This window comes from Paenibacillus sp. DS2015, assembly GCF_050433705.1.
Classification (GTDB): domain Bacteria; phylum Bacillota; class Bacilli; order Paenibacillales; family Paenibacillaceae; genus Paenibacillus_AQ.
The window spans coordinates 38,818-61,463 of the sequence record NZ_JBNPWS010000033.1 but is presented as its reverse complement, the minus strand read 5'-3'; the positions used below and the strand labels follow the sequence as shown (position 1 = coordinate 61,463).

Genomic DNA, 22,646 nt, shown 5'->3' with positions numbered 1-22,646 from the left:
TGTTCTTTTGTCCATAATCCCATGTGTGCTCCCCAACCTTCCTATATATCTATTTTAATAGATTTGGGAGTTTACACAATCTATTTTACAGACTCCAGAAGATCTAAATCTTAATACGAAAAATGTTCTAAAGCTACAAATTAAGATGCAAGCTATTGGTAATTCATCAGCTGAAATTGGGTTATTTAATCCCACATTCATAAAATAAGGTAATAACTAAATTTATCAAAGATTAAGTCGCTGAAAAAGCGGCTTTTTTGTATTTTACTTGACACCAATAATTAGACGGACTATCGTGGAGGTGCTTCACTATGGAATTGTCATGGAGAAGCGATAGCGTTCGCCTAAAAGCTTTCCTTAGGAAAGCTACTTCGTAAGTACATGCTTACCCTCGGAGTTATACCGCTATCAGCGAGCGGTATACGATCAAGAACCCTGGAGCAACAGCTACGCGGAAGGATAATCCTTCCACGTAGCTGTCACCGATCGATAGCACGTTATCACTCAAGCTTCGTGTACTAACGTACATGAGGCTTATTTTTACTTGCATCTAATATACATATGCGATATATTGCATATAAGAAATAGATCGAAATGTACGAAGGAGGTAGAACATGCCTATTCCTAATGATTTTTTAACACCGAGTAGAATGTCTGCAAAAGAACGAGCATTATCGCAAATTCAAAGATGGATTATTGATGGAACACTCCAACCTAAAGAACAATTAATTGATGCTGATTTAGCGGGTGCGCTTGGGGTCAGTAGAACACCAATAAGGGAAGCGCTACTGCTACTTGAAGCTCAAGGACTGGTTGAGGTACACCCTGGAAAAGCAACAAGAGTGAGCTCTATAGAGAAAGATGACATTCTAAAAATGTATCCTGTGCTAGCCACTTTGCATGCTCTAGCCGCTGAATTAACAACTTCGCTGATCCTTCCCGAACAGATTGAACAGCTAAAGGCGTTAAATGCACAGTTCGCTGAGTCCATAAATAACAATGACCCATATCAAGCGATGGAGTTCGATGAGCAGTTTCACAATCTTATTGTAGAGATCTCAGATAATATGCATATTTCTTCATTTAGTTCATCGTTACAAATCCATATTCGTCGGTTTAAATATGTGTTTCTTAAGCAACAGGAGACAGATACTTATAATTCTGTTGAGGAGCATACTGCCATTATTGAGGCTATGGAGAAGCATGATGTTGCTAAGGCTTCTAAGATCATGAAGCAAAATTTATTGAGACCCATGAATGAGTTATATACTTTAATTTAAATTCGGATAGGAGTTGAGTAGATCGATGACAGTTAAAAAAGATTTGCGGACACGGAGTAAAGATATTAGTGAAGGTGTAAATAGGGTTCCTAACCGGGCGATGCTTCGGGCTGTTGGGTTTACGGATGAGGATTTCAAGAAACCGATGATCGGTGTAGCAAGTACATGGAGTGAAGTTACTCCTTGTAATATGCATATTGATACATTAGCCCGCGATGCTAAAAAAGGGATTCAAGAACAGGGCGGCGCTCCTCTGATTTTTAATACAATCACTGTATCTGATGGTATTTCTATGGGACATGAAGGAATGCTATTTTCCTTACCTAGCCGTGAGATCATTGCAGATTCCATAGAAGTGGTTACAAATGCGGAACGATTTGATGGATTGGTGGCTATTGGGGGTTGTGATAAGAATACACCGGCTTGTTTGATGGCTATGGGAAGGGTCAATATTCCTTCAGTCTATATATACGGTGGCACGATTCAACCGGGTAAATTGGATGGAAAAGACGTAGATATCGTAACCGCATTTGAAGCGGTAGGACAGTATCATCAAGGACAAATCAATGAAGAAGAGTTACATAAAGTCGAATGTAGTGTCTGCCCTGGAGCTGGTGCTTGTGGGGGGATGTATACAGCGAATACAATGGCTTCTGCAGCAGAAGCCCTAGGAATGTCTCTACCGGGTTCATCGTCTACACCTGCGATCTCGCCAGGAAAAGCTGAGGAATGCGTTCGTGCAGGTGAGGCCATTATAGAGCTTCTAGATAAGAATATTCTGCCAAGAGATATCATGACGTTAAAAGCATTTGAGAATGCGATTACCGTGGTTATGGCACTTGGAGGATCAACGAATGCTTTCCTTCACTTACTAGCCATTGCTCATTCGGTTCAAGTAGATCTAACATTAGAGGATTTTGATAGAATACGGCTACGTGTTCCCCATCTTGCAGACCTCAAACCAAGCGGTAAATATGTAATGCAGGATCTGAATGATATTGGTGGTATACCAGGGGTTATGAAATTACTATTGGATGAAGGTCTATTGCACGGTGATTGTATGACAGTAACGGGTAGAACAATAGCCGAGAATTTGGCTTCCATACCTCCATTACAAGAAAATCAACAAGTGATACGTCCCTTCGATAAGCCTTTGAAAACGACAGGACCGTTAGTTGTACTTAAAGGTAATCTTGCTCCAGATGGTGCCGTAGCCAAAATGTCTGGTTTAAAGAAGCTTCGTTTTGTAGGACCTGCTCGTGTGTATAATAGTGAAGATGAGGCAACGGAAGCCATCGTTAAGGATGAGATCGTCAAAGGCGATGTTGTAGTCATTCGTTATGCAGGTCCAAAGGGTGGACCAGGTATGCCTGAAATGCTTTCTTTGACAGCGTTGCTAGTTGGTAAGGGATTAGGTGGTGAAGTGGCCCTGATCACTGACGGGCGTTTCTCAGGGGGGTCACACGGTTTCGTTGTAGGACATGTTGCGCCGGAAGCACAGGTTGGAGGACCGATTGCGCTATTAGAAACGGGGGATCTGGTCACCATTGATAGTGAAACACAAGAGCTGAAATTTGATATAACACCAGAACAGTTGAAGGCAAGGAAAGAGAAATGGATTAAGCCGAGCCCAAGATTCACATCAGGTGTGTTATCGAAATACGCTCGCTTAGTTTCTTCCGCTTCTCAAGGGGCGGTAACGGATTTAGATATTTAGGTATTAACATGAAATATATAAAATAGATTTATTGGGATATAGGAAAAGTAATTTTATCCCAATAACCTATAATGTATGTGGGCACCTGAAAGGGTGCTTTTTTGTGTTTGATTAAGAGGGTATAACTTCAAATGAATATATTGTACTTTCATTATTATTCACAATAATTTACTATAATGGAATAATAATAAAAGCGTTTACATAACGATATAATAGGAATATAATTACATTATCTATATATGGTATAAAAAGGGTTAATTAACAAAATAAGTTTTAGGAGGGGTGTGAATGATTGATAGAATACAAAAGATCAGCAATCCCTTAACGATTGTCGCTATTTTTGCAGGGTTAGCTGAGGTCGCGGGTACGGTTGCTTTAGGATTAATTGCACAGGATATACAAAAAGTATTTATTTGGTTTGTTATGCTATTTCCTATTATTTTAGTGATGGCTTTTTTTATTTTATTATGGTTTAAGCCGCAGTCTTTATATGCACCAAGCGATTATAAGAATGAGGAGAATTTTGTTAGTATCATGGACAAGACCAAATCGGTTAAGGAACAGATTGAAGAGGCCTTGCAATCGGTAAACAATTCAAAGTTAGAGCTACAGCAATTAACAGAAGGCCAAACCATTGATGACAATCAGAAGGAAAAGATTATTGCGACTAACAATGAATATTTGGAAGGGCTCACTAAAAATTTAAGAAGTATTCAAGAAACCGTAACAGACCTAACGACGAGTCCTTTGAATGAGCTTCCTTTTCTGACGGAAAGTGAATTTGAAATTTACCTTCTAATATCACAAAATCCTCGAATAGCGTTAACGGATATTTGTGAAATAGCAGGATCAAGCTCTAAGTTTATTCAGAACAAAATTAAGTCATTAATCGATATTAACTTAGTGAAAACAGAGCTAGTAAATGGTATTTTATTATACAGTACCTCTTAATGAGGATGTTGAAAAGTCAACTAATGATCTATTGATCACGTAATCACTCCTAAGCTTCATCAGTACGAAGTAATGAAACCATTCGCAAGAGTGGTTTTTTTACGTGATGGCGCATATATATAGAATTATCTAAAGTTGAAAGTATCTTTAGATAAATCTATGAATATAGAATTATCTAAAGCGAGTGTTGTCTTTATATAAATCTATATTATGTAAAATTGAGAGTGTCCTAGATAATTCTATTTATTATTATAGAAAGTTAGGTATTGTTTTTAGAAATATCTCTACCTACAAGTTCTAGCTAAAGTTGCATTTGTCTATGGTTTCATTCTATTATTAATGTTACGACTTAAATCTCTTACCCTATCATCCACTCTATCAGTTGAAATGAATATTTTTCTAGTTTATGATACACTAGTAAGGTATTTTTGTTGGTTGATTGGGAATTTTGTTAATACATAGAGTTACATTGTTGTTTTTTTAACATTTATAGCGGTTATACCGCAAATTTTGCAAACCTGTTTCAGTCTATTTACGATGTGTGAATGGAAACGGTATAAGCAAATGGATGGGCGAGGAGGGCGCACTCAAATGACGGATTCTGAACTGATCCGAGAAATTAAAGAGGGCAACGTCGAACTATTTTCAGAACTAATGAGTCGTTACCAACGAAAAATATTGGCTTTTGCATATCATATGTTGAAGAGTTCCAATATGGAGCTTATGGCAGAGGATTTGTGCTCGGAAACTTTCTATAAGGCATTCCGGAGCTTAAATACGTTCAGAGAAGTGGATGCTTCCTTCTCAACATGGTTATACACGATTGCTCGGAATACAGTACTTAGTGAACTTCGGAAACAGCGTAGCAGCAATATTTCATTGGATGAAAGTGGCTATGTTCCAGTTGCATCAAGTGAGGTTGCCCCAGAGCAGTCAATTCTGCGTAATGAAAAAGTGAATCTAGTGAGAAGTGCTATTAATAGTTTGCCGGAAAAACAACGTTCGGCATTGATTTTACGTGAATATGATCAATTAGACTATCAAGAGATAGCCAATATATTGGAGCAAAGTGTGAGTTCTGTTAAATCCTTGCTGTTTAGGGCAAGATCAAGTATAAAGATTCAAATGGAGCCGTATTTTTATGATCATATTTATGAAGAATATGAAGGGATGACAAGCAGATGAAATGCTGGGAGGCTCAGGAGTTATTCGGGTTAATGTGGGATCTGCCAGTAGACGACCCGAGACGACTGATGTTAGAGCAACATTTGTCGACCTGCAGCGATTGTAAGGCTGAATTTCAGTTATGGGAAGAAAGCTATCATCTGATCCAAATTCTGAATGATGAAGAAGTCACAGATACACAACTGGATGTTATGAACCGTAATGTTATGGAGCGAATATACAGTGAGTCACCTTGGCTTATTCAAGACCACAGCAAACCGTTTGCAGTATCTGGTATGACTCGAAGACATCTGTCATTGTGGATTGCAGGATGTTTAATGTTGTTCCTCATTAGCTTTTTGTTTTTTATGACGATGGGGAATTCTTCTAGTGAAGAAAAACCTGCTGCGAATGGTATTCTACCGACTGGAATAGCTGGAAGTTCAACGATGCAACTGCCCAATAAACTTAATATTCCGGATCTGAATAGCGGGATTATTGAACCTCTTGTCGTAACTATGGGACCATCACACCCACAATACTGGATGGTGTTGTCCATTCTAAGTATAGCGCTGGCACTGTTCTCTTTAAGAAGATTAAGTCGAATTCGAAGGTAAGTAGATATCTTTATTTATGTTAAGGAGTGACAACCATGAGAATTGGCCTGATCCGGCACGGTCTAACGGACTGGAATGTATCCGGTAAAATCCAAGGGCAAAGTGATATCCCTTTAAATGAAGAGGGTAAGAGACAGGCTGTAGCGCTAGGAGAGCGTCTTTTGCATGAATCGTACCATTGGGACTATGTCATCAGTAGTGGTCTGTCAAGAGCAGTTGAGACGGCCGCTATCATAGCTACCAAGCTATCTCTGCCTGTATTAGAGTCTGATATACGTCTGTTAGAACGATCTTTCGGACAAGTGGAAGGACTTACAGCAAAGCAACGGGAGAGCAAATGGGGTAAGGAGTGGGATCTTCAAGAACTGGGACAAGAGAAGAATGAAGCCATTCAAACACGAGGGTTGTCGTTTATGGAAGATATGTGGATACGTTATCCAGATAAGAACATACTTGTGATTAGCCATGGGGGTTTCTTAGCACAGCTCTATAACGCACTCTATAAGGATCAGTACGTGGAGAGAATTGGTAATTTATCGCTTACGATTTTGGAAAAGGATGATCTAGAATGGATACCTCTTCTATATAATTGTACTCGACATTTGCTGGAGAGTCGTCAATAACCCAAAGGTTTGGGTTATTTTTTTTGTGCAAATGGAATAAAAATTGTAATAAATCCCATAATGGTAGTAAAACGGCGAGGACGATCAACCATGAACCTAGCGGATATGCTCACGTTTGCTGATATTGGTCAGTTGACCACAATTGCAAGCCACTACCATTGCGAGTGCAGGCACAATTCGAAGCATGAATTGATTCAGAGCATCTTAGTAACTTTGAATCGGAATGACTTCATAGGGCAGCAGATTAAAAGCCTTCCAGTAGATGACTTGCGATTTCTTAACGCTATTTTATTTGAGAGTCGTAGTTATTTTAATGTGGAGGAATTAATAGCTATTATCAGGCAGACTTCTTTTACCGTTGTAGAAGGTAACAACATGAAGGAACGTCTGAAGGATCCGAGTCCACGTGAGGTCATTGCCCGTTTCAAGAAAAGTGGTTGGATATTTAATGGTATGACTCCCAGCACTAAATATTTGTTTCAAGTCCCTAAGGATCTGAAGGAGCGCTTTCGTAAAGAATTGGCAAGCTACTTGAGAGGTACGATTATAGTCGTGGGAGAGCCCGCTTTCTATCGAGAAGAACAGGGACTTCTGGCAGAAGATTTACTGCTTCTACAACGCTATGTCCATGAACAGTCGATTGAGTTGAATTCAGAGAGCGTGATGTATCGCAAATATCAACAGCAACTTATGGAATCTTTTCATATTGCTGAACCTCTGCTTAGTAAAGGGGGATGGCGATTTGGGTATGGAAGAACTTCACATATGTATCCAAGTAGATTAGCATTGATGTACGATTATTCACTTACTATGGGATACATGGAGGAGCAGGGAAGTAAGCTGCTGTTGACACCGAAGGGCATTGAAAGGTTAGCGCAAGGGAAATGCGAGGCTCTGGTGCATATATTTCGGTATTGGTTACGGCTTTATAAAGCTTCCATTCCGAATATTACGTCACTTGTGTATTGGATTGGACAATGTGCTGAGAGCTGGGTTACTTTGGGTTCACTCCATAATGCGTTAGGATGGTTAATTAAGCCCTATTATTACGATACTCCTGATTCTATACTGGAGCATCGTATTCTTCAGATGATGATGCATCTAGGGCTTATCAGAAGAGGTGAAAGTGAAGTGGATGGTACGGTATTTCGTATGACCGCTTGGGGGAAAAAGGTTGCTGACAATGGTCCATTTCTGGTAAATGACAATACGGTGTAGCCCATGAATTGACAATTGATCTTCCTGTTGTTACAATCACTTCCAAGTTGAGGAGTGGAGTGATTATTCATGTTAATTCCATACGGTAATAAGGTACCCCAGATTCATACTTCTGTGTACGTTGCTGAAGGTGTAAAGATTATAGGAGACGTCGAAATTGGTGAAGAATCAAGTGTCTGGTTTAATAGTGTGCTACGAGGAGATATGGCACCGATTATCATTGGTAAACGCTGTAATATTCAAGATGGTACTGTAGGGCATGTCAATACGGATCAACCCCTTATTCTCGCTGATGAAGTTTCTGTGGGACATTCCGCCATTATTCATGGATGTACAATTGGAAAAGGTACATTAATTGGAATGGGAGCAATTATTTTGAACGGAGTTGGAATTGGTGAATATGCTTTAATAGGTGCCGGTTCAGTCGTAACAGAGAATACAATAATTCCACCCTATACTCTTTCCTTTGGTACACCTGCAAAAGTAGTTCGGGAGTTGACAGAGAAAGATTTGAAAAGAATGTCAGTAACCATGCAGAACTATGTGGGAAAAGGAAAAGAATACAGGCTCTCTTAAACATTCGTTGGGAGGTGCATCCTATTGGATAACTTGAAAGTTACTTACGAGGTTATGTTAGGACTAGCGGCTGAAATGGTCTGGGACGATGCAGTGCGCAAATATCGAAGTGAAGAGCTGTATCGAGAGATTGATCAGGCACTTGCTTCAGGTGATGAGAGTGCTTTTCGTCACTTAACAGATGAACTTAAATCTTTGGGCTGAAGAAATGCGTGGTTGCATTTCTTCTTTTTTGCGTTAAAATGGAAAATTAGAATAATGATCGAAAGGATGACCCCAGTGAAATTTAGCGAGATAGATGAGAACTCATGGCCTGAACTGCAGCCATACTTTGATACATGCCTCATACCCTTTACAGGTCTAAGTGGGCTAGAATCTCCTATTGAAGCTACGGCTGCATTAGAAAGATTACGTGATTTTTTGGATTTAGTAGAGCAACGATACAAAGGTAGGATGGTTACATACCCTGCATTTCATTACGCTGATCAAGGAACTTATAAATGTTTAAATGAGCTTTGTCACTCTCTTATAAGAAATGGGTTCAAATATGTCATCATCATGACAGTAGATGTGGCTATGAAACAGATTAATTTAAATGAAAACGCTCTAGTCTTATCACGAATTGATATAGAGAACTTCGAATCTCATACAGATAAATCGGTCTCTGATAGGGTTCAAACTGAGATCGAGAATTTGTGGAAAAATAAAGGCGAAAAGCAAATGTGACAGAATATTGAATTCTAACATGAGGTAAAAGCTATGTATCTATAAATAAATGGGTAGATATTCTTGACGGTATTTGGACGCTCATATATTATTAATGTGATGTGGCGGTTCTGTGACAATAATCATTGAAATGTTAAAAGAGTTGGCTGACAAAGGGGGTTGAAGACATATGAACAACCAAAATGATCATCATGAGGCAGCGCATAAGCCAATTAGTCGAAAAGAAATGTCCCGTCGACAATTTCTTACTTATACACTAGGTGGTGCGACTGCGTACATGGCTGCTGGTGCAGTTCTACCCATGGTACGTTTTGCTGTAGATCCTATTCTACACAAGAAAACTGAAGGCAATTACGTAAAGGTCGTTGAAGTCGCTAAAATTACAGATGAACCACAAGAATTTTCCTATGAGTTGAAACAGCAAGATGGGTGGTATGCGGACACCGCAACAATGGTAGCTTGGATACGTAAGGACGAAGCGGGTAATATCTATGCGTTGTCCCCTATATGCAAACATTTAGGATGTACTGTAGGTTGGAACAATGATAAGAGTCATCCGGATGAATATCATTGTCCTTGTCATGGAGCTCGTTATACCAAGGTCGGTAAAAACTTATCTGTTGCGCCAAAACCATTGGACACGTACAAAATTAAAATTGATAAAGATTGGGTTTACCTGGGTGAAGTCGAACCAAATACAGAAGTGAAATAGGAGGCGTATTCCGATGTTTAAGAATATTTATAATTGGATTGACGAGCGTCTCGATATCACTCCGATATGGAGAGACGTAGCGGATCATGAAGTACCGGAACATGTAAACCCGGCCCACCACTTTTCCGCATTTGTTTATTGTTTCGGGGGATTGACTTTTTTCATAACTGTCATTCAAATTTTATCGGGAATGTTCCTGACAATGTACTATGTACCTGATATCATGAACGCTTATGCCAGCGTAGAATATTTACAAACCAAGGTAGCGTTTGGTCAAATCGTACGCGGTATGCATCACTGGGGAGCCAGTCTGGTTATCGTAATGATGTTCTTACATACAATGCGAGTCTTCTTCACGGGCTCATATAAAGCTCCTCGTGAAATGAACTGGATTGTCGGCATGTTGATATTCTTCGTAATGTTAGGATTAGGATTAACAGGTTATTTATTACCATGGGATAACAAAGCTTATTTTGCAACGAAAGTTACGATGGAAATAGCGAATTCTGTTCCTTATTTGGGGCCTGTTATGAAAGAGTTACTGCAAGGGGGTACAATCGTAGGAGCACAGACGCTTACACGCTTCTTTGCACTACATGTATTTTTCCTCCCGGCCGTGTTACTAACCTTATTGGTAGGACACTTTATTATGATTCGTAGACAGGGAATTTCCGGTCCACTATAAGAAGGGAGGAATATTGATGGCACACGGAAAAGATTCGAAGGAAAAAGTTGTGTTTGTAGGTGACTCGCGTGTGCGTAAAGGCAATGGCTTTATTACACCGCCTGACTATACGGCTTATCCTGGTAAATCAGAAGCATTCATTCCGAACTTTCTATTAAAAGAGTGGATGGTTGGAGTTGTTGTTCTTGTGGGTTTTCTAGTACTCACGATTGCAGAACCGGCACCACTAGGCTTTCCTGCTAACCCAAGCGCATCCGTTATTCCAATGCCTGACTGGTATTTCTTGTTTCTATATCAATATTTGAAATTGCCATATGCCTCTGGAGATTATGTTGTACTCGGAACACTTGGCGTATCGGGGATTCCGTTTATTGCATTATTGTTAGCACCATTCTTGGATACAGGCAAGGAACGTCGTTTCTATCGCAGACCTATTGCTTCTTCACTTATGATCTTAGGATTATTAGCCGTTACTTTCTTGACGAATACTGCATGGACTCACTATAAACATCAGCTTGCAGAAACAGGACAGATCCCTGAGGATATTCAGCGTGAAGAGAAAGCGGCGGAGAATCGTGCAAAGGGACTTCCAACGTCGAATGCTAAACAGGCGGCTGTTGTAGCGATTGTGGATAAAGAGGACAAAGCCATGGAATCATTCAAAAAGGCAGGTTGTATCTCTTGTCATGCTGCAGATATGAAAGGCGCGTCTGGACCTTCATTACGTGGTATTGGGGATGTACATGATAAAGATGCAATTCTAACCATTATTAAAGAAGGATATAATGGCAAAATGCCTGCCCAATATGACGCTGCGATTGCCGCAGGATTAACAGATCAAGATGTAGATCATCTTGCTGAGTGGCTTGCGAAACAAAAAGCAGCACAGTAGAATATAGTTATGCAGAGAAACCTGATCGTTTAATGCGATCAGGTTTTTGTTTAAATATAAGAATTTATATGCTGTACATAATAAATGATCCTTATATTTTTACGAGAAACGGATGCCGTCCCTTGAAAGGACGGCGCAGCCGTTTCTTCTTATGGAATGATGCTCGAATCTAAGTTGTTACAATATGGGAGGTACATAAGTGTCTATTTCTTATTTTTGGAGTCGCTCCTTTTTGATGAATCGGAATTTTCTGTGGCTCTTATTTATTTGTAACTTTGTGGGAACGATTTATGGTTACATATGGTATGAAGGGCAAATGGCTTATACTTTGGAGAATTACGTAGCATGGCTTATCGTATTTGTACCGGACAGTCCTACAGCTAGTTTATTTTTTAGTATCGCGATTTGGGGCTTATTATTTCCGCCGCGGATGAAAATGGCAAAGAGTGTTCTTCATCTTATTGAAGCTCTTGCCGTTGTTACGTCTGTGAAGTATGGATTGTGGGCAAGTACTATTATTTTTGCAGGGGTTGCCCAAGGGAATACCATGGTGTGGCAGGACTGGATGCTGGTGGTGTCTCATACGGCTATGGCTGTTGAAGCACTGTTGTATGTCAGATTCTTCGGTCTGAAGACATCTGCACTCATAGGAGCCGCTGCATGGACGTTATTAAATGATACTGTCGATTATACATACGGTGTGTTTCCATGGATACCTAGTGAACTGAATAATCATATCAACGCTGTACGTAACTTTACGGTAGCTTTGACTTGTTTTAGTGTGGTAGTTTCCTGGATAACTTTGAAGATTACACGTCGTAATACGTCGCGAATATCCTGGACAGATAGAAGATAGAAATAAATATAAGGATTCTATAACTCTCGAAAGAGTAACAACACATGGTTTATGACCTTATTAGTTCTACAACCATCCCTCTTGCCATAGATTTACGGTAGGAGGGATGTCCCATGTTATGTAGAAGGCTAACCACTCCAGCGTTATGGGTACTGGTAATCCTTTTATTGTCTGTTATTGTGAGTCCGGTGTTCGTGTATGGTGAGGGAAAGCTAGAATTGGAGAACGATAAGGATACTTCGGTATCTTTGAAGCAGGCGCTGATATTAAATACAGCTACGGAAAAATTGTACCGGCTAGTTCTCGAAGGGAATACGGATCAGGCACTACAGGAACTTACGCAGATTCAAATGGTATTTGAATCTTCATCTTTTCAAGGATTAACGAAAGTTGAAGGGGTTCATGTGCTTGCAGAATGTATCGTTGAACTGAAAGAGGCTACAGCTCAAGCCCAAGTTCATCCAGAGCAATGGTTGAATGCATCGGCGAAGTTACGCTTGGCTGTGGATAGTCTGAGTCATCCTCGTCAGCCTCTTTGGTTGCAGTATTACAAAGTTGTAAGTGAAGATTTGAATGCGATGAAGAAGACACTAATTGCAAATAATCGGCAAGCATTGAAACAAGCTTATGATAGTCTTCAAGGTCATTACGAGTTGATTCGACCTTCTGTAGTCATTCAGCGCGAGCCTTATGAGGTCCGTACAATAGACTCATGGTTATCCTATGCAGGAGGATTATCCTCCTCGGGGTCATCGGAGGCGGCTGACATACGAAGTATGCTTGGACAAGGTGAGGAGCTCCTGAATGAATTGTTTGGGAAGAAGAAGGATCAATCTGCATTTGCATCTTTGAGTGAATTTAATCTTCCCTGGAAGGGGATTATGCTTGGCGGAATATTTATCTTGTTCATCCTAATCTATGTAGGTTATCGGAAATATCGAGGGGAACAAGATAGAATTAGAAAGGTTCCACCTAGGTCCTAAATAAATAAGCATCCTCATTAGACCGCCTAATGAAGATGCTTATTTACTTGGTTAAAGTATGACTAGGTCCTTCATCCATCTTCTCGGAAACCTTCTCCATGCACATCATGTACATCACTGATGATGACGAATGCGCGCGGATCAATGGATTTAATGATGACGCTCATTCGCCGAATTTCTTGCCTTGAAACTACGCAATAGGCCATGTGTTTGGCTTGCTTGGAGTAAGCTCCGATGGCAGGAATCAAGGTGACTCCTCGATCCATTTCAATTGTGATCAAATCCGCTATTTCGGGAGCATGGTCACTGATAATTGTAAATGCTTTGGCTGCATATATCCCCTCCTGAATGAGGTCAATGATTTTGGAGGCAATGTAGACAGCAACGAATGTATATAGTATTTTTTCCTTCGGTATGTAAAATAGGGATAAACCAATAATGATAATATCTATAACTAGAATGACTTGACCCATTCTCCATCCGAACTTACGATTACATATCCTGGCTATAATATCAGATCCACCTGTCGTGCCACCAAACCGAAATACAATTCCGAGTCCAGCGCCTAGTGTTACTCCTGCATACAGAGAGGCAAGAATATAATCATATTGGGTCACAAAAGGATAGATTAGACCGGCCTCGATCATTTTCTCAAATAGCCATAAGAAGAATGTTAGTGAACCAATTCCGACCCCTGTATAGATCATCTGTTTACCGCCAAGGATTCTCCATCCTAATATGAATAGGGGGACATTCAGGATTAACGTAGATAGGGAGGGTGGAATTTGATAAGCATAATTAAGCAAGATGGTGATACCTGTAACGCCACCTTCCATTAATTGATTAGGAATAATGAAATAGAGTAGACCGAAGGCATAGATCGCTGTTCCAAGAATAATAGGTAACACTGTTTTGAACTGGGTAAATAATTTGGGTGAAGTCATAGAATCCCTCTCATGATCAGAATTAGTAGTAAACGTTCATTGTAACTGTTCTTTGTATACATTGTACCCTATTATTTAAAAAAGATTTGTTTTCAAAATAGCTTTAATATAACATATGGAGTAAAATAAATATCGGGAAAATGTGGTTAGTCATAACTAGTAACTGGATTGCCCTATATAAAGGAGTGACTCATCATGGATAAATCTTTGGCAGAAATGCAACGGGAAGTTGATCGTTACATTTCACAATTTGAAGAAGGCTACTTCAGTCCATTGTCCATGTTAGCACGGATGTCAGAAGAAGTCGGTGAATTAGCTCGTGAAGTCAATCACCAATTTGGTGAAAAGCCTAAAAAAGACAGTGAAGATGAGAATTCCATTGAACTTGAGCTAGGAGATATTCTATTTATTACATTGTGCTTCGCTAATTCATTGAATATTGACCTTAGTAAGGCACATGATGCTGTTATGCATAAATTTAGTACACGAGATGCGAATCGATGGACAAAAAAGAACACCGATCAGGCCTAATATACATATGCTGTACTAAAACCCATTTGAAAGGGTGGAAGAACAGGATGTGGATTATAAAGAGGAGCTTGTTAGGGCTAGTCAAGAATGAGATGATGTCTGAAATATAAGCTTCATTAAACATAGAGAGAAAGCAGGGGATGTAAATGTCAGTTCCAATCAAGGTGGCTGTTATAGGCGCTGGAGGTCGTATGGGTAAAGAGGTAGTTAAGTTGGTGTTGGAGGATCAAGAGCTAGAATTAGTGGCAGCGGTTGATCGCTCAGCGGGTGAAGTGGATGCGGGTAGTCTAGTGGGATTGCCTACATGTGGTGTTACCGTAACATCAGATTTAGAGCTTGCTTTCGTAGAAGGGAAGCCGGACGTGATGGTGGACTTTACGACACCACAATCGGCATTCATGAATACAGAGATGGCCATTAAACATCATGTTCGTCCCGTGATTGGAACGACAGGGTTTACACCTGAACAAATCAAGGAATTGGACAAGCAGTGTATTGAGAAAGGAATCGGGGGTCTTATTGCTCCCAATTTCTCAATCGGTGCAATCCTTATGATGAAGTTTGCTGCACAAGCAAGCAAGTACTTCCCTCATTTAGAGATTATTGAATATCATGGAGATCAAAAACTGGATGCGCCATCGGGTACGGCTATTAAAACGGCTGAAATGATCGTTGAGGGTCGCAAAGAACTACGTCAAGGAAATCCGAATGAAGAAGAGATCATTGAAGGATCACGTGGTGGATATTACGGTGGATTCCGAATTCATAGTGTGCGTCTGCCAGGTGTGTTTGCGCAACAGGAAGTCATCTTTGGAGGATTCGGTCAGACCCTAAAGATACGTCATGATTCATACGAACGTGCAGGCTACATGCCAGGCGTCAAGCTTGGAATACAGAAGGTGATGGAATATACAGGTATGATATACGGATTTGACAACTTCATTGACTAAACAGGGGGAGAATAGAATGATGAAAGTAGCATTTATTGCCCATGATCGTAAAAAAGACGAAATGGTTAATTTCGTAATTGCATACGAAAGTGTTTTTGATGGAATGAAGCTTTATTCGACGGGTACAACTGGGCTACGTATTATGGAACATACGAAATTGAACATTCATCGCTTTATGTCTGGTCCTCTCGGTGGGGATCAACAGATCGGCGCCATGGTAGCACAGAATGAAATGGACTTAATTATTTTCTTGCGGGATCCATTAATGGCTCAACCGCATGAACCAGATATTAATGCCCTCTTAAGACTATGTGATGTACAAGGTATTCCACTTGCAACGAACATTGCCACAGCAGAAATTCTGGTAAAAGCATTGGATCGCGGAGACTTCGCATGGCGGGAACTTGTACACAAATATAAACCAACCAGTGATGACCTATGAATGAGAAGCTAGACATACTCGTATTTGGTGCACATGCAGACGATGCAGAGATTGGAATGGGTGGAACCATTTATAAGCATGTTGAAGCAGGATTGCGTGTAGGCATATGTGATTTGACAGCTGCAGACATGTCTTCTAATGGCACGGTTGAGCGTCGGAAGATAGAGGCGGAAGAAGCGGGAAAGGTACTGGGATTAACTTCACGTACTAACTTAGGTCTTCCAGATCGCGGTCTTTATATTACACAACATCAGGTTGATTGTGTTACGGCAGAAATACGCCGTCATGCACCCTCGATTGTGTTTGCGCCTTATTGGGAAGACAGACATCCTGATCATGTAGCTTGTAGTAAGCTCGTGGAGGAAGCGGTATTTAATGCTAAATTGCGCCGCTATATGCCGGACAAGCCTGCAGTTACGGTGGATCAGTTGTATTTTTATTTCATTAATGATTGGGTGAAAGCTGATCTGCTTGTAGATGTCTCACAGCAGTATGCGAAGAAGGAAGCATCCATGTTATGCTATCGTTCCCAATTTGAGATAGAGGAAGAAGACCATGTGTTTACACCTCTGAATCAAGGATATGTAGAACGAGTGAAATACCGGGACAGATTGGTAGGACAACGTAGATTAGTACCTTATGCGGAAGGCTTTGCGGTTAAATCGCCGTATTTGCTTGATCACTTTAACATATAGATAGAATGAACTAGAGAGGAACTCTCATGATCTTGATTTTTATTGAAATCTATAGGGTTGGAAGAGTGGAAACTTTAGTTCAATCTATAATAGGTTATATAGGTCTCCTACCATACATAAATATGGGTGAGTTAGTGCGAGATGGAAAGGGGAGACTCTACATGAGTCAATCATTAAAAATTGGAATTACATGTTATCCTTCACTCGGCGGTTCTGGTGTCGTGGCGACTGAATTAGGTAAATTGTTGGCTGAAAAGGGTCATCAAGTCCATTTTATCGCGCACAGTATTCCATTTCGTTTGGGGACAACATTTCAGAAAAATATTTTTTATCATGAAGTAGAGGTTAGCGATTATTACGTATTTCGGTATCCTCCCTATGACTTATCTTTAGCCACCAAAATGGCACAAGTGGCCAAAATGCAACAGCTAGACATCTTACATGTTCATTATGCTGTTCCGCATGCTGTATGTGCTTTTCTGGCAAAACAAATGGTAGGCAATCAGTTGAAGGTGGTCACCACACTTCATGGAACGGATATTACGGTGTTAGCACAAGATGAATCGTTAAAGGATCTTATTCGGCTTGCCATCAATGAGAGTGACGGGGTAACAGCGGTATCTAATGACCTCATTCGGGAGACGAGGGAAGTTCTAGATATTAGTCGTGATATTGATTTGACATACAATTTTGTAGATAAAAGAGTATATTATCCACGGGATACATCCGCACTGCGTGGGGATTTCGCTAAACCTGAAGAGAAAATATTAATGCATATTTCTAATTTTCGTCCGGTTAAAAGAGTGTCTGATGTTGTGGATATTTTTGCTAAAGTAAATGAGCGGGTTCCCTCAAAGTTATTGTTTGTAGGAGAAGGACCAGAGTTACCGAAAATTCAAAGTAAAATTAATGAATTAGGTCTTCAGGATAAAGTTCATTTTCTTGGGAAACAGGATGAAATTGCTCAGGTGATTTCGCTCGCCGACGTACTCCTACTTCCATCTGCCAAAGAAAGCTTTGGACTTGTTGCATTAGAAGCGATGGCTTGTGGTGTGCCTACAGTGGGTTCTCAAGCAGGAGGTATCCCTGAGCTTGTCGTTCATGGTGAGACAGGCTTCCTTGCTCCGATTGGAGATGTGGATCAGATGGCTAAGTATGCGATTCGTCTGTTATCTGATGATGATTTAGCTCGCAAAGTAAGCGAAGCTTGTCTCAATCGAGCATGTATCAATTTCTGCGATAAGTTGATTACGAAACAATATGAAGATATCTATTACCGTGTATTGGGACGTGAAGTTCCTGATCTTGATCCGGTATGGAGGTAGTCAATAGTGGTGAAATGGAGTTATGCAGACCCCAAAATGGCGGAGCAGAGTGAACGAGTGCTTCAAATGTTACTTCATCATGGGTATGAGGCTTATTGGGTTGGAGGATGCGTAAGAGATGAACTGATTGGACGTCCCGTTCATGATATGGATCTGACGACATCCGCGCTCCCTGAGCAGATGGTTGAACTATTTGAACATACGGTTCCGACGGGAATCAGTCATGGGACGATAACAGTACTGTTACATGGATATGCATTTGAGGTGACTACTTTTCGGATAGATGGAACTTATGAGAATCATCGCCGTCCAGAAGAGGTAACTTTTGTTAAGAGTGTAGTGGAGGACCTTAGACGGCGTGACTTTACAATGAATGCTATTGCAAGGGATACAAGAGGGCGGTATTTAGACCCCTTTGCAGGACAACAGGATGTCGAACGAGGGATTATTCGCTGTGTTGGAGATCCAGAAGAACGTTTCGAGGAAGATGCATTGCGGATGGTTCGATGCATCCGTTTCGCATCTGTCTTTGATTATAGAGTAATGCATAATACATGGAAGGGCTTATTGAATAAGCGTGATAAGCTGTCGTTTGTAGCAATGGAACGTATACGTGTGGAGCTGGAGAAGGTCATCGCAGGGGCTCATCCACTTAAGGGTCTCGAACTACTAGGGCGGAGTAAACTGCTCACATATGCTAAAGCCGCTGTGGATTGCAGCCGATTTAATCGGATGCTGGTTCGACACATGGATCGTATTCCTAGTGTAGAGGTTCACTTGAGATGGACCCTTCTTCTTTATTCGGGTCACTTTTCTGTTGCCGAAGCAGAGCAGTGTTTACGAAACTGGACGTTTACGAAACAAGACAAAGAGCAAATATGTGACATTCTCAAATTAGATGAAGAGATCAAAGAGCTTATTAATATACTTGAAGCTAATGACATTGGAAATCCTGATTTAATGAAAAAGCAACGTGTGCAATGGATGTCGTTGGTGTTGAAATTTGGAATTGTGACGGCAAAACGTTGGATAGAACTTCATACCCTCATCTCGCAAGATGAGGGTCATGAAGTCAATGAATGGATGAAATTATGCTCACGATGGAATACGGAGATGAATGCTTTTCATCTGAAAGAATTAGATATAACAGGTCGAGAAGTTATGGCATTGAGCGGTCGAGCTGCGGGTCCTTGGCTCGGTCAAATGCTTAATCATCTTTTGCTGCAAGTAGCCGTGGGAGTTATTAGTAATCATAAAGAATCGTTGATTCGAGAAGTAGAGAGGGTGGATAACAATCATGGTTAATGAGTCATTGTTGGATATCCTACTTCAGAACCCTGATGAATTTATCTCAGGTGAAGAAATCAGCAGGAGATTAGAAATTAGCCGTACGGCCGTGTGGAAACAAGTGAACAAGCTACGAAATGCAGGCTACGAATTTGAGGCTGTATCTCACAAAGGCTACCGCATGATTAAGAAACCTGATCAATTGGACACGGCTACACTGATCCATCATCTGAACACAAAAGTGATGGGAAGTCGGATTAAGATAATGAAAAGCACCGTGTCGACTCAGAATGAAGCCCGGGCCTTGGCAGAGACAGGCGCATCTGAAGGCACACTTGTTGTTGCGGAAGAACAGACAGGGGGTAAGGGGAGGATTGGACGCAAATGGTTCTCTCCCTTCGGTAAAGGAATTTGGATGAGTCTGATTTTACGACCCCAGCAGCCGCTTCAATACACCCCACAGCTTACATTATTAACGGGTGTAGCCGTATGTAGGGCTATTCGTAAACTAACTCGGCTTGATGTAGGGATCAAGTGGCCCAATGATCTTTTACTAAATGATCGGAAAGTTTGTGGTATTCTGCTCGAATCTGCTGCGGAAGATGAGGTTGTGCGGTATTGTATTGCTGGAATTGGTATCAGTGCGAATCTAGATTGTGAAGATTTCCCAGACGATCTCCAGTCCATAGCTACCTCCTTGAAAATAGAAAGTGGTGTAGCGGTGGACAGGACTGTACTTATCGCAACCATTATGGAAGAATTGGAATTGTTGTATGAATTGTACTGTCTTAAAGGCTTTCAGCCGATTGCATCCTTATGGGAAGCATCTTCGGTTACACTTCATCACCAAGTGGCTGTAAATACCCTTCAGGGTCGTCTAGAGGGGATAGCTAGAGGCCTTGATCCAAGTGGGGCCTTACTTATAGAGACAAGCAACGGAGAAATCGTACCTGTGATTTCGGGAGATGTTAATCGGATAAATTTATAAGATGAAATCCGGTATGGATTTTGATATAATATTCGCGAGGCGACATCGATTTTAGTGATCGGGCTGCACTCCGGTTGTGTTAACCATTTGAATGAATAATCTTTCTAAGACACGTGATGTACCAGTTGGATTCTGCTCTGAGCCGAAAGGACCGAGACAGAAGGGACGAACGCAAGTGACTCTTTTTTGTGCTTTCGGACCTTTTTAGCGGAGATGCTAAAAGGTTTTTTTGTTGTTCACAAGAACGAAAGGGGTCAATAATGAAATGACAACCAAACAAGCGTTAAATATCGTGAAGATGAAAAAAATGAAAGAGGAAGCTGTTCCTCTTACGATGATTACGGCCTATGACTATCCTACAGGATTGTTAGCGGATGAAGCTGGAGTCGATATGATTCTGGTTGGAGATTCCCTTGGAAATGTTGTATTAGGTTATGAGTCCACGATACCTGTAACTATTGATGATATGGTCTATCATACGAGAGCCACCGCTAGGGGAGCGCGTCATACCTTTATCGTAGCGGACATGCCATTTATGACCTATCATGGAAGTATAGATGAAACACTTCGAAATGTGAGAAGATTAATGCAGGAAGGTCACGCTCATGCGGTCAAAATGGAAGGTGGGCTTGAAGTTTGCCCTGCTGTGGAGGCGATTGTGAAGTCGGGTGTTCCTGTACTTGGTCATATTGGTCTCACACCTCAATCTGTCAATCAGATTGGTGGTTACCGAATTCAAGGTAAGGATGCCGCGGATGCTCAGCGCCTTATGAATGAAGCTAAAGCACTTGAGGCAGCGGGTGCTTTTGGAATTGTATTGGAATTAGTAACGGAGCAGGTAGCCGATGCAATCTCCAAAGCATTAACGATCCCAACGATTGGCATCGGTGCTGGACGATATTGTGATGGACAAGTGTTGGTGTTCCACGATGTCTTTCAATATGCTTCCCCTTATCGGCCTAAACGTTTCGTCAAAACCTATGGTGATGTAGGTGCAATGATCCGTGAGGGTATTGGAAACTATGTTAAAGATGTGAAGGAGCGTGCATTTCCAGCTGAGAGCCATGTGTTCTTAGCAGATGATGACGTCTTGGATAACCTATATGGGGATACGAAATCAGAAAGGGTGGAGAGATCATGAAGGTAATCAGAACGATTAGTGGGCTTCGTCAAGAACTGAATTCACTTAAACAAACGCGTAAAGACGGCGGTTCGGTTGGTCTGGTACCTACGATGGGATTCCTACATGCGGGTCATGCTAGCTTAATGACACGCGCTCGTGAGATGAGCGATACAGTCGTTCTAAGTATATTTGTGAATCCGATCCAATTCGGTCCAGGAGAAGATTACGAAACGTACCCACGTGATGAAGAACGTGATTTGGCATTAGCTGAGCGCCACGGGATTGATATTGTATTTATTCCCACTGTACAGGAAATGTATCCAAAACAGGTCAAGACTAAAATTGTTGTCTCCGAACTAACAAGCTTGCTCTGTGGGGCATCTCGTCCTGGTCATTTCGACGGTGTGACTACAGTCGTCAGCAAATTAATAAACATCATTAAGCCGAATAGAGCATTCTTTGGTCTAAAAGATGCGCAGCAGGTAGCGGTGTTACAGCAGATGGTTACGGATTTGAATCTGGATGTAGAGATTATTCCTTGTCCCATTATTCGTGAAAAGGATGGGCTTGCACTAAGTTCGCGTAATGTATATCTTAGTCAGGAGGAACGTACACAGGCTCTAATCCTTTCACGCTCACTGAACGATGTTAGGGAGGCCATGAACTGCGGAAAGGCAACAACGGCTGCTGAAGCTCGCCTCATGCTTAATGAAATCATTCACAGTGCTCCGCTAGCCGTAATTGAATATGCAGAGGTGTTATCGTTCCCGGAATTATCACGTGTGGAAGATGATACGTTGTTAGTAGATCTTCAAGGTCAAGTGATCATGGCATTAGCTGTGAAGTTCGGTAAAACTCGACTGATCGATAACCTGTTATTTACGCCAAAGGAGGTACTTTCACTTGTATAGACATATGATGAAATCCAAAATTCACCGTGCTACCGTTACGGAAGCGAATTTGAATTATGTAGGAAGCATCACTATTGATGAGGATTTAATGGAAGATGCGGATTTGTTGGAGAATGAAAAAGTTCAGATCGTAAATAACAATAATGGTGCAAGGCTTGAGACATACGTCATTCCTGGCCCTCGAGGAACGGGTGTTATTTGTTTGAACGGGGCAGCGGCACGCCTAGTACAACCAGGGGACACAGTTATTATTATTTCATATGCTATGATGGCACAAGAAGAATTGGCAACACACAAACCAACCGTTGTGTTTGTAGATGAACATAATCGTTCAGTACAAAAAATGGACAAGGAAGTTCATGCAACCATCCTATAAGACGCATGAATTGCACATTTAATGCAATGTATGGTAGGTGGGGATATAAAGCAACACTTCAACAAAAAATGAAC

26 protein-coding genes are annotated in these 22,646 nt (G+C 41.1%); 25 read left to right on the top strand and 1 reads right to left on the bottom strand.

Going from position 1 to position 22,646, the window contains the following annotated elements; translation table 11 throughout:
- The first annotated feature begins 614 nt into the window (after nt 1-614).
- The 15 genes from J2T13_RS21775 to J2T13_RS21705 all read left to right on the top strand — a co-directional run bounded on the left by J2T13_RS21775 (nt 615) and on the right by J2T13_RS21705 (nt 13,000).
- Entirely contained in the window at nt 615-1,280 is a 666-nt protein-coding gene (locus J2T13_RS21775) for a GntR family transcriptional regulator (protein ID WP_429374465.1), read from the top strand.
- A 25-nt stretch (nt 1,281-1,305) separates the two neighbouring features.
- Nucleotides 1,306-2,997 carry a dihydroxy-acid dehydratase gene (gene ilvD, locus J2T13_RS21770; RefSeq protein ID WP_429374464.1) on the top strand — a complete coding sequence of 564 codons (1,692 nt, stop codon included), beginning with the start codon at nt 1,306-1,308 and terminating at the stop codon, nt 2,995-2,997.
- 288 nt (nt 2,998-3,285) lie between these two features.
- A complete protein-coding gene (locus J2T13_RS21765) occupies nt 3,286-3,948 on the top strand; it encodes a hypothetical protein (protein ID WP_429374463.1) in 663 nt (220 codons plus the stop codon).
- A 591-nt stretch (nt 3,949-4,539) separates the two neighbouring features.
- Complete coding sequence (locus J2T13_RS21760; protein WP_429374462.1) at nt 4,540-5,133, top strand: RNA polymerase sigma factor; 594 nt, start codon at nt 4,540-4,542, stop codon at nt 5,131-5,133.
- Complete coding sequence (locus J2T13_RS21755; RefSeq protein ID WP_429374461.1) at nt 5,130-5,729, top strand: anti-sigma factor family protein; 600 nt, start codon at nt 5,130-5,132, stop codon at nt 5,727-5,729. The genes J2T13_RS21760 and J2T13_RS21755 overlap by 4 nt, the downstream gene beginning before the upstream one ends.
- A gap of 35 nt (nt 5,730-5,764) precedes the next feature.
- The gene (locus tag J2T13_RS21750; protein WP_429374460.1) at nt 5,765-6,352 is read left to right on the top strand and encodes a histidine phosphatase family protein; all 588 of its coding nucleotides are present in this window, start codon (nt 5,765-5,767) and stop codon (nt 6,350-6,352) included.
- A 90-nt stretch (nt 6,353-6,442) separates the two neighbouring features.
- Nucleotides 6,443-7,570, top strand: coding sequence for a hypothetical protein (locus J2T13_RS21745; RefSeq protein WP_429374459.1), 1,128 nt, complete (start codon nt 6,443-6,445; stop codon nt 7,568-7,570).
- Nucleotides 7,571-7,639: 69 nt separating this feature from the next.
- Nucleotides 7,640-8,146 carry a gamma carbonic anhydrase family protein gene (locus J2T13_RS21740; RefSeq protein ID WP_429374458.1) on the top strand — a complete coding sequence of 169 codons (507 nt, stop codon included), beginning with the start codon at nt 7,640-7,642 and terminating at the stop codon, nt 8,144-8,146.
- Between the two features lie 24 nt (nt 8,147-8,170).
- Nucleotides 8,171-8,350 carry an IDEAL domain-containing protein gene (locus tag J2T13_RS21735; protein ID WP_429374457.1) on the top strand — a complete coding sequence of 60 codons (180 nt, stop codon included), beginning with the start codon at nt 8,171-8,173 and terminating at the stop codon, nt 8,348-8,350.
- Between the two features lie 75 nt (nt 8,351-8,425).
- On the top strand, nt 8,426-8,872 hold the full coding sequence (locus J2T13_RS21730; protein WP_429374456.1) for a DUF2487 family protein: 447 nt from the start codon (nt 8,426-8,428) through the stop codon (nt 8,870-8,872).
- 169 nt (nt 8,873-9,041) lie between these two features.
- Entirely contained in the window at nt 9,042-9,584 is a 543-nt protein-coding gene (locus tag J2T13_RS21725; protein WP_429374455.1) for a ubiquinol-cytochrome c reductase iron-sulfur subunit, read from the top strand.
- A 13-nt stretch (nt 9,585-9,597) separates the two neighbouring features.
- On the top strand, nt 9,598-10,269 hold the full coding sequence (gene qcrB / locus J2T13_RS21720; protein WP_429374454.1) for a menaquinol-cytochrome c reductase cytochrome b subunit: 672 nt from the start codon (nt 9,598-9,600) through the stop codon (nt 10,267-10,269).
- A 16-nt stretch (nt 10,270-10,285) separates the two neighbouring features.
- On the top strand, nt 10,286-11,161 hold the full coding sequence (locus tag J2T13_RS21715; RefSeq protein ID WP_429374453.1) for a c-type cytochrome: 876 nt from the start codon (nt 10,286-10,288) through the stop codon (nt 11,159-11,161).
- Nucleotides 11,162-11,360: 199 nt separating this feature from the next.
- Nucleotides 11,361-12,017 (top strand): DUF1405 domain-containing protein, encoded by a 657-nt coding sequence (locus J2T13_RS21710; protein WP_429374452.1) that lies wholly within the window; start codon nt 11,361-11,363, stop codon nt 12,015-12,017.
- Between the two features lie 113 nt (nt 12,018-12,130).
- A complete protein-coding gene (locus J2T13_RS21705; RefSeq protein ID WP_429374451.1) occupies nt 12,131-13,000 on the top strand; it encodes a sporulation protein YpjB in 870 nt (289 codons plus the stop codon).
- Between the two features lie 71 nt (nt 13,001-13,071).
- Here J2T13_RS21705 and J2T13_RS21700 read toward each other — a convergent pair whose 3' ends face one another.
- On the bottom strand, nt 13,072-13,944 hold the full coding sequence (locus J2T13_RS21700) for a YitT family protein (protein ID WP_429374450.1): 873 nt from the start codon (nt 13,942-13,944) through the stop codon (nt 13,072-13,074).
- Between the two features lie 195 nt (nt 13,945-14,139).
- Here J2T13_RS21700 and J2T13_RS21695 point away from each other — a divergent pair, with 195 nt between their 5' ends.
- From J2T13_RS21695 to panD, 10 genes are all read left to right on the top strand, one after another.
- The gene (locus tag J2T13_RS21695) at nt 14,140-14,475 is read left to right on the top strand and encodes a nucleotide pyrophosphohydrolase (protein ID WP_429374449.1); all 336 of its coding nucleotides are present in this window, start codon (nt 14,140-14,142) and stop codon (nt 14,473-14,475) included.
- A 146-nt stretch (nt 14,476-14,621) separates the two neighbouring features.
- Nucleotides 14,622-15,425: a 4-hydroxy-tetrahydrodipicolinate reductase gene (dapB, locus tag J2T13_RS21690; RefSeq protein WP_429374448.1), complete on the top strand. Its 804-nt coding sequence runs from the start codon at nt 14,622-14,624 to the stop codon at nt 15,423-15,425.
- Nucleotides 15,426-15,441: 16 nt separating this feature from the next.
- Nucleotides 15,442-15,867 (top strand): methylglyoxal synthase, encoded by a 426-nt coding sequence (locus tag J2T13_RS21685; protein WP_429374447.1) that lies wholly within the window; start codon nt 15,442-15,444, stop codon nt 15,865-15,867.
- Nucleotides 15,864-16,562, top strand: a complete 699-nt coding sequence (gene bshB1, locus J2T13_RS21680; RefSeq protein WP_429374446.1) for a bacillithiol biosynthesis deacetylase BshB1 — start codon at nt 15,864-15,866, stop codon at nt 16,560-16,562. The genes J2T13_RS21685 and bshB1 overlap by 4 nt, the downstream gene beginning before the upstream one ends.
- A gap of 161 nt (nt 16,563-16,723) precedes the next feature.
- Nucleotides 16,724-17,887 (top strand): N-acetyl-alpha-D-glucosaminyl L-malate synthase BshA, encoded by a 1,164-nt coding sequence (bshA, locus tag J2T13_RS21675; protein WP_429374445.1) that lies wholly within the window; start codon nt 16,724-16,726, stop codon nt 17,885-17,887.
- Nucleotides 17,888-17,893: 6 nt separating this feature from the next.
- Entirely contained in the window at nt 17,894-19,192 is a 1,299-nt protein-coding gene (locus tag J2T13_RS21670) for a CCA tRNA nucleotidyltransferase (RefSeq protein WP_429374444.1), read from the top strand.
- Nucleotides 19,185-20,162, top strand: coding sequence for a biotin--[acetyl-CoA-carboxylase] ligase (locus tag J2T13_RS21665; RefSeq protein ID WP_429374443.1), 978 nt, complete (start codon nt 19,185-19,187; stop codon nt 20,160-20,162). The genes J2T13_RS21670 and J2T13_RS21665 overlap by 8 nt, the downstream gene beginning before the upstream one ends.
- 265 nt (nt 20,163-20,427) lie before the next feature.
- Complete coding sequence (panB, locus tag J2T13_RS21660) at nt 20,428-21,303, top strand: 3-methyl-2-oxobutanoate hydroxymethyltransferase (protein ID WP_429374442.1); 876 nt, start codon at nt 20,428-20,430, stop codon at nt 21,301-21,303.
- Nucleotides 21,300-22,196, top strand: coding sequence for a pantoate--beta-alanine ligase (gene panC, locus J2T13_RS21655; RefSeq protein ID WP_429374441.1), 897 nt, complete (start codon nt 21,300-21,302; stop codon nt 22,194-22,196). Before panB ends, panC begins: the two co-directional genes overlap by 4 nt.
- Complete coding sequence (gene panD / locus J2T13_RS21650; protein WP_429374440.1) at nt 22,189-22,572, top strand: aspartate 1-decarboxylase; 384 nt, start codon at nt 22,189-22,191, stop codon at nt 22,570-22,572. The genes panC and panD overlap by 8 nt, the downstream gene beginning before the upstream one ends.
- The last annotated feature ends 74 nt before the right edge of the window (nt 22,573-22,646 follow it).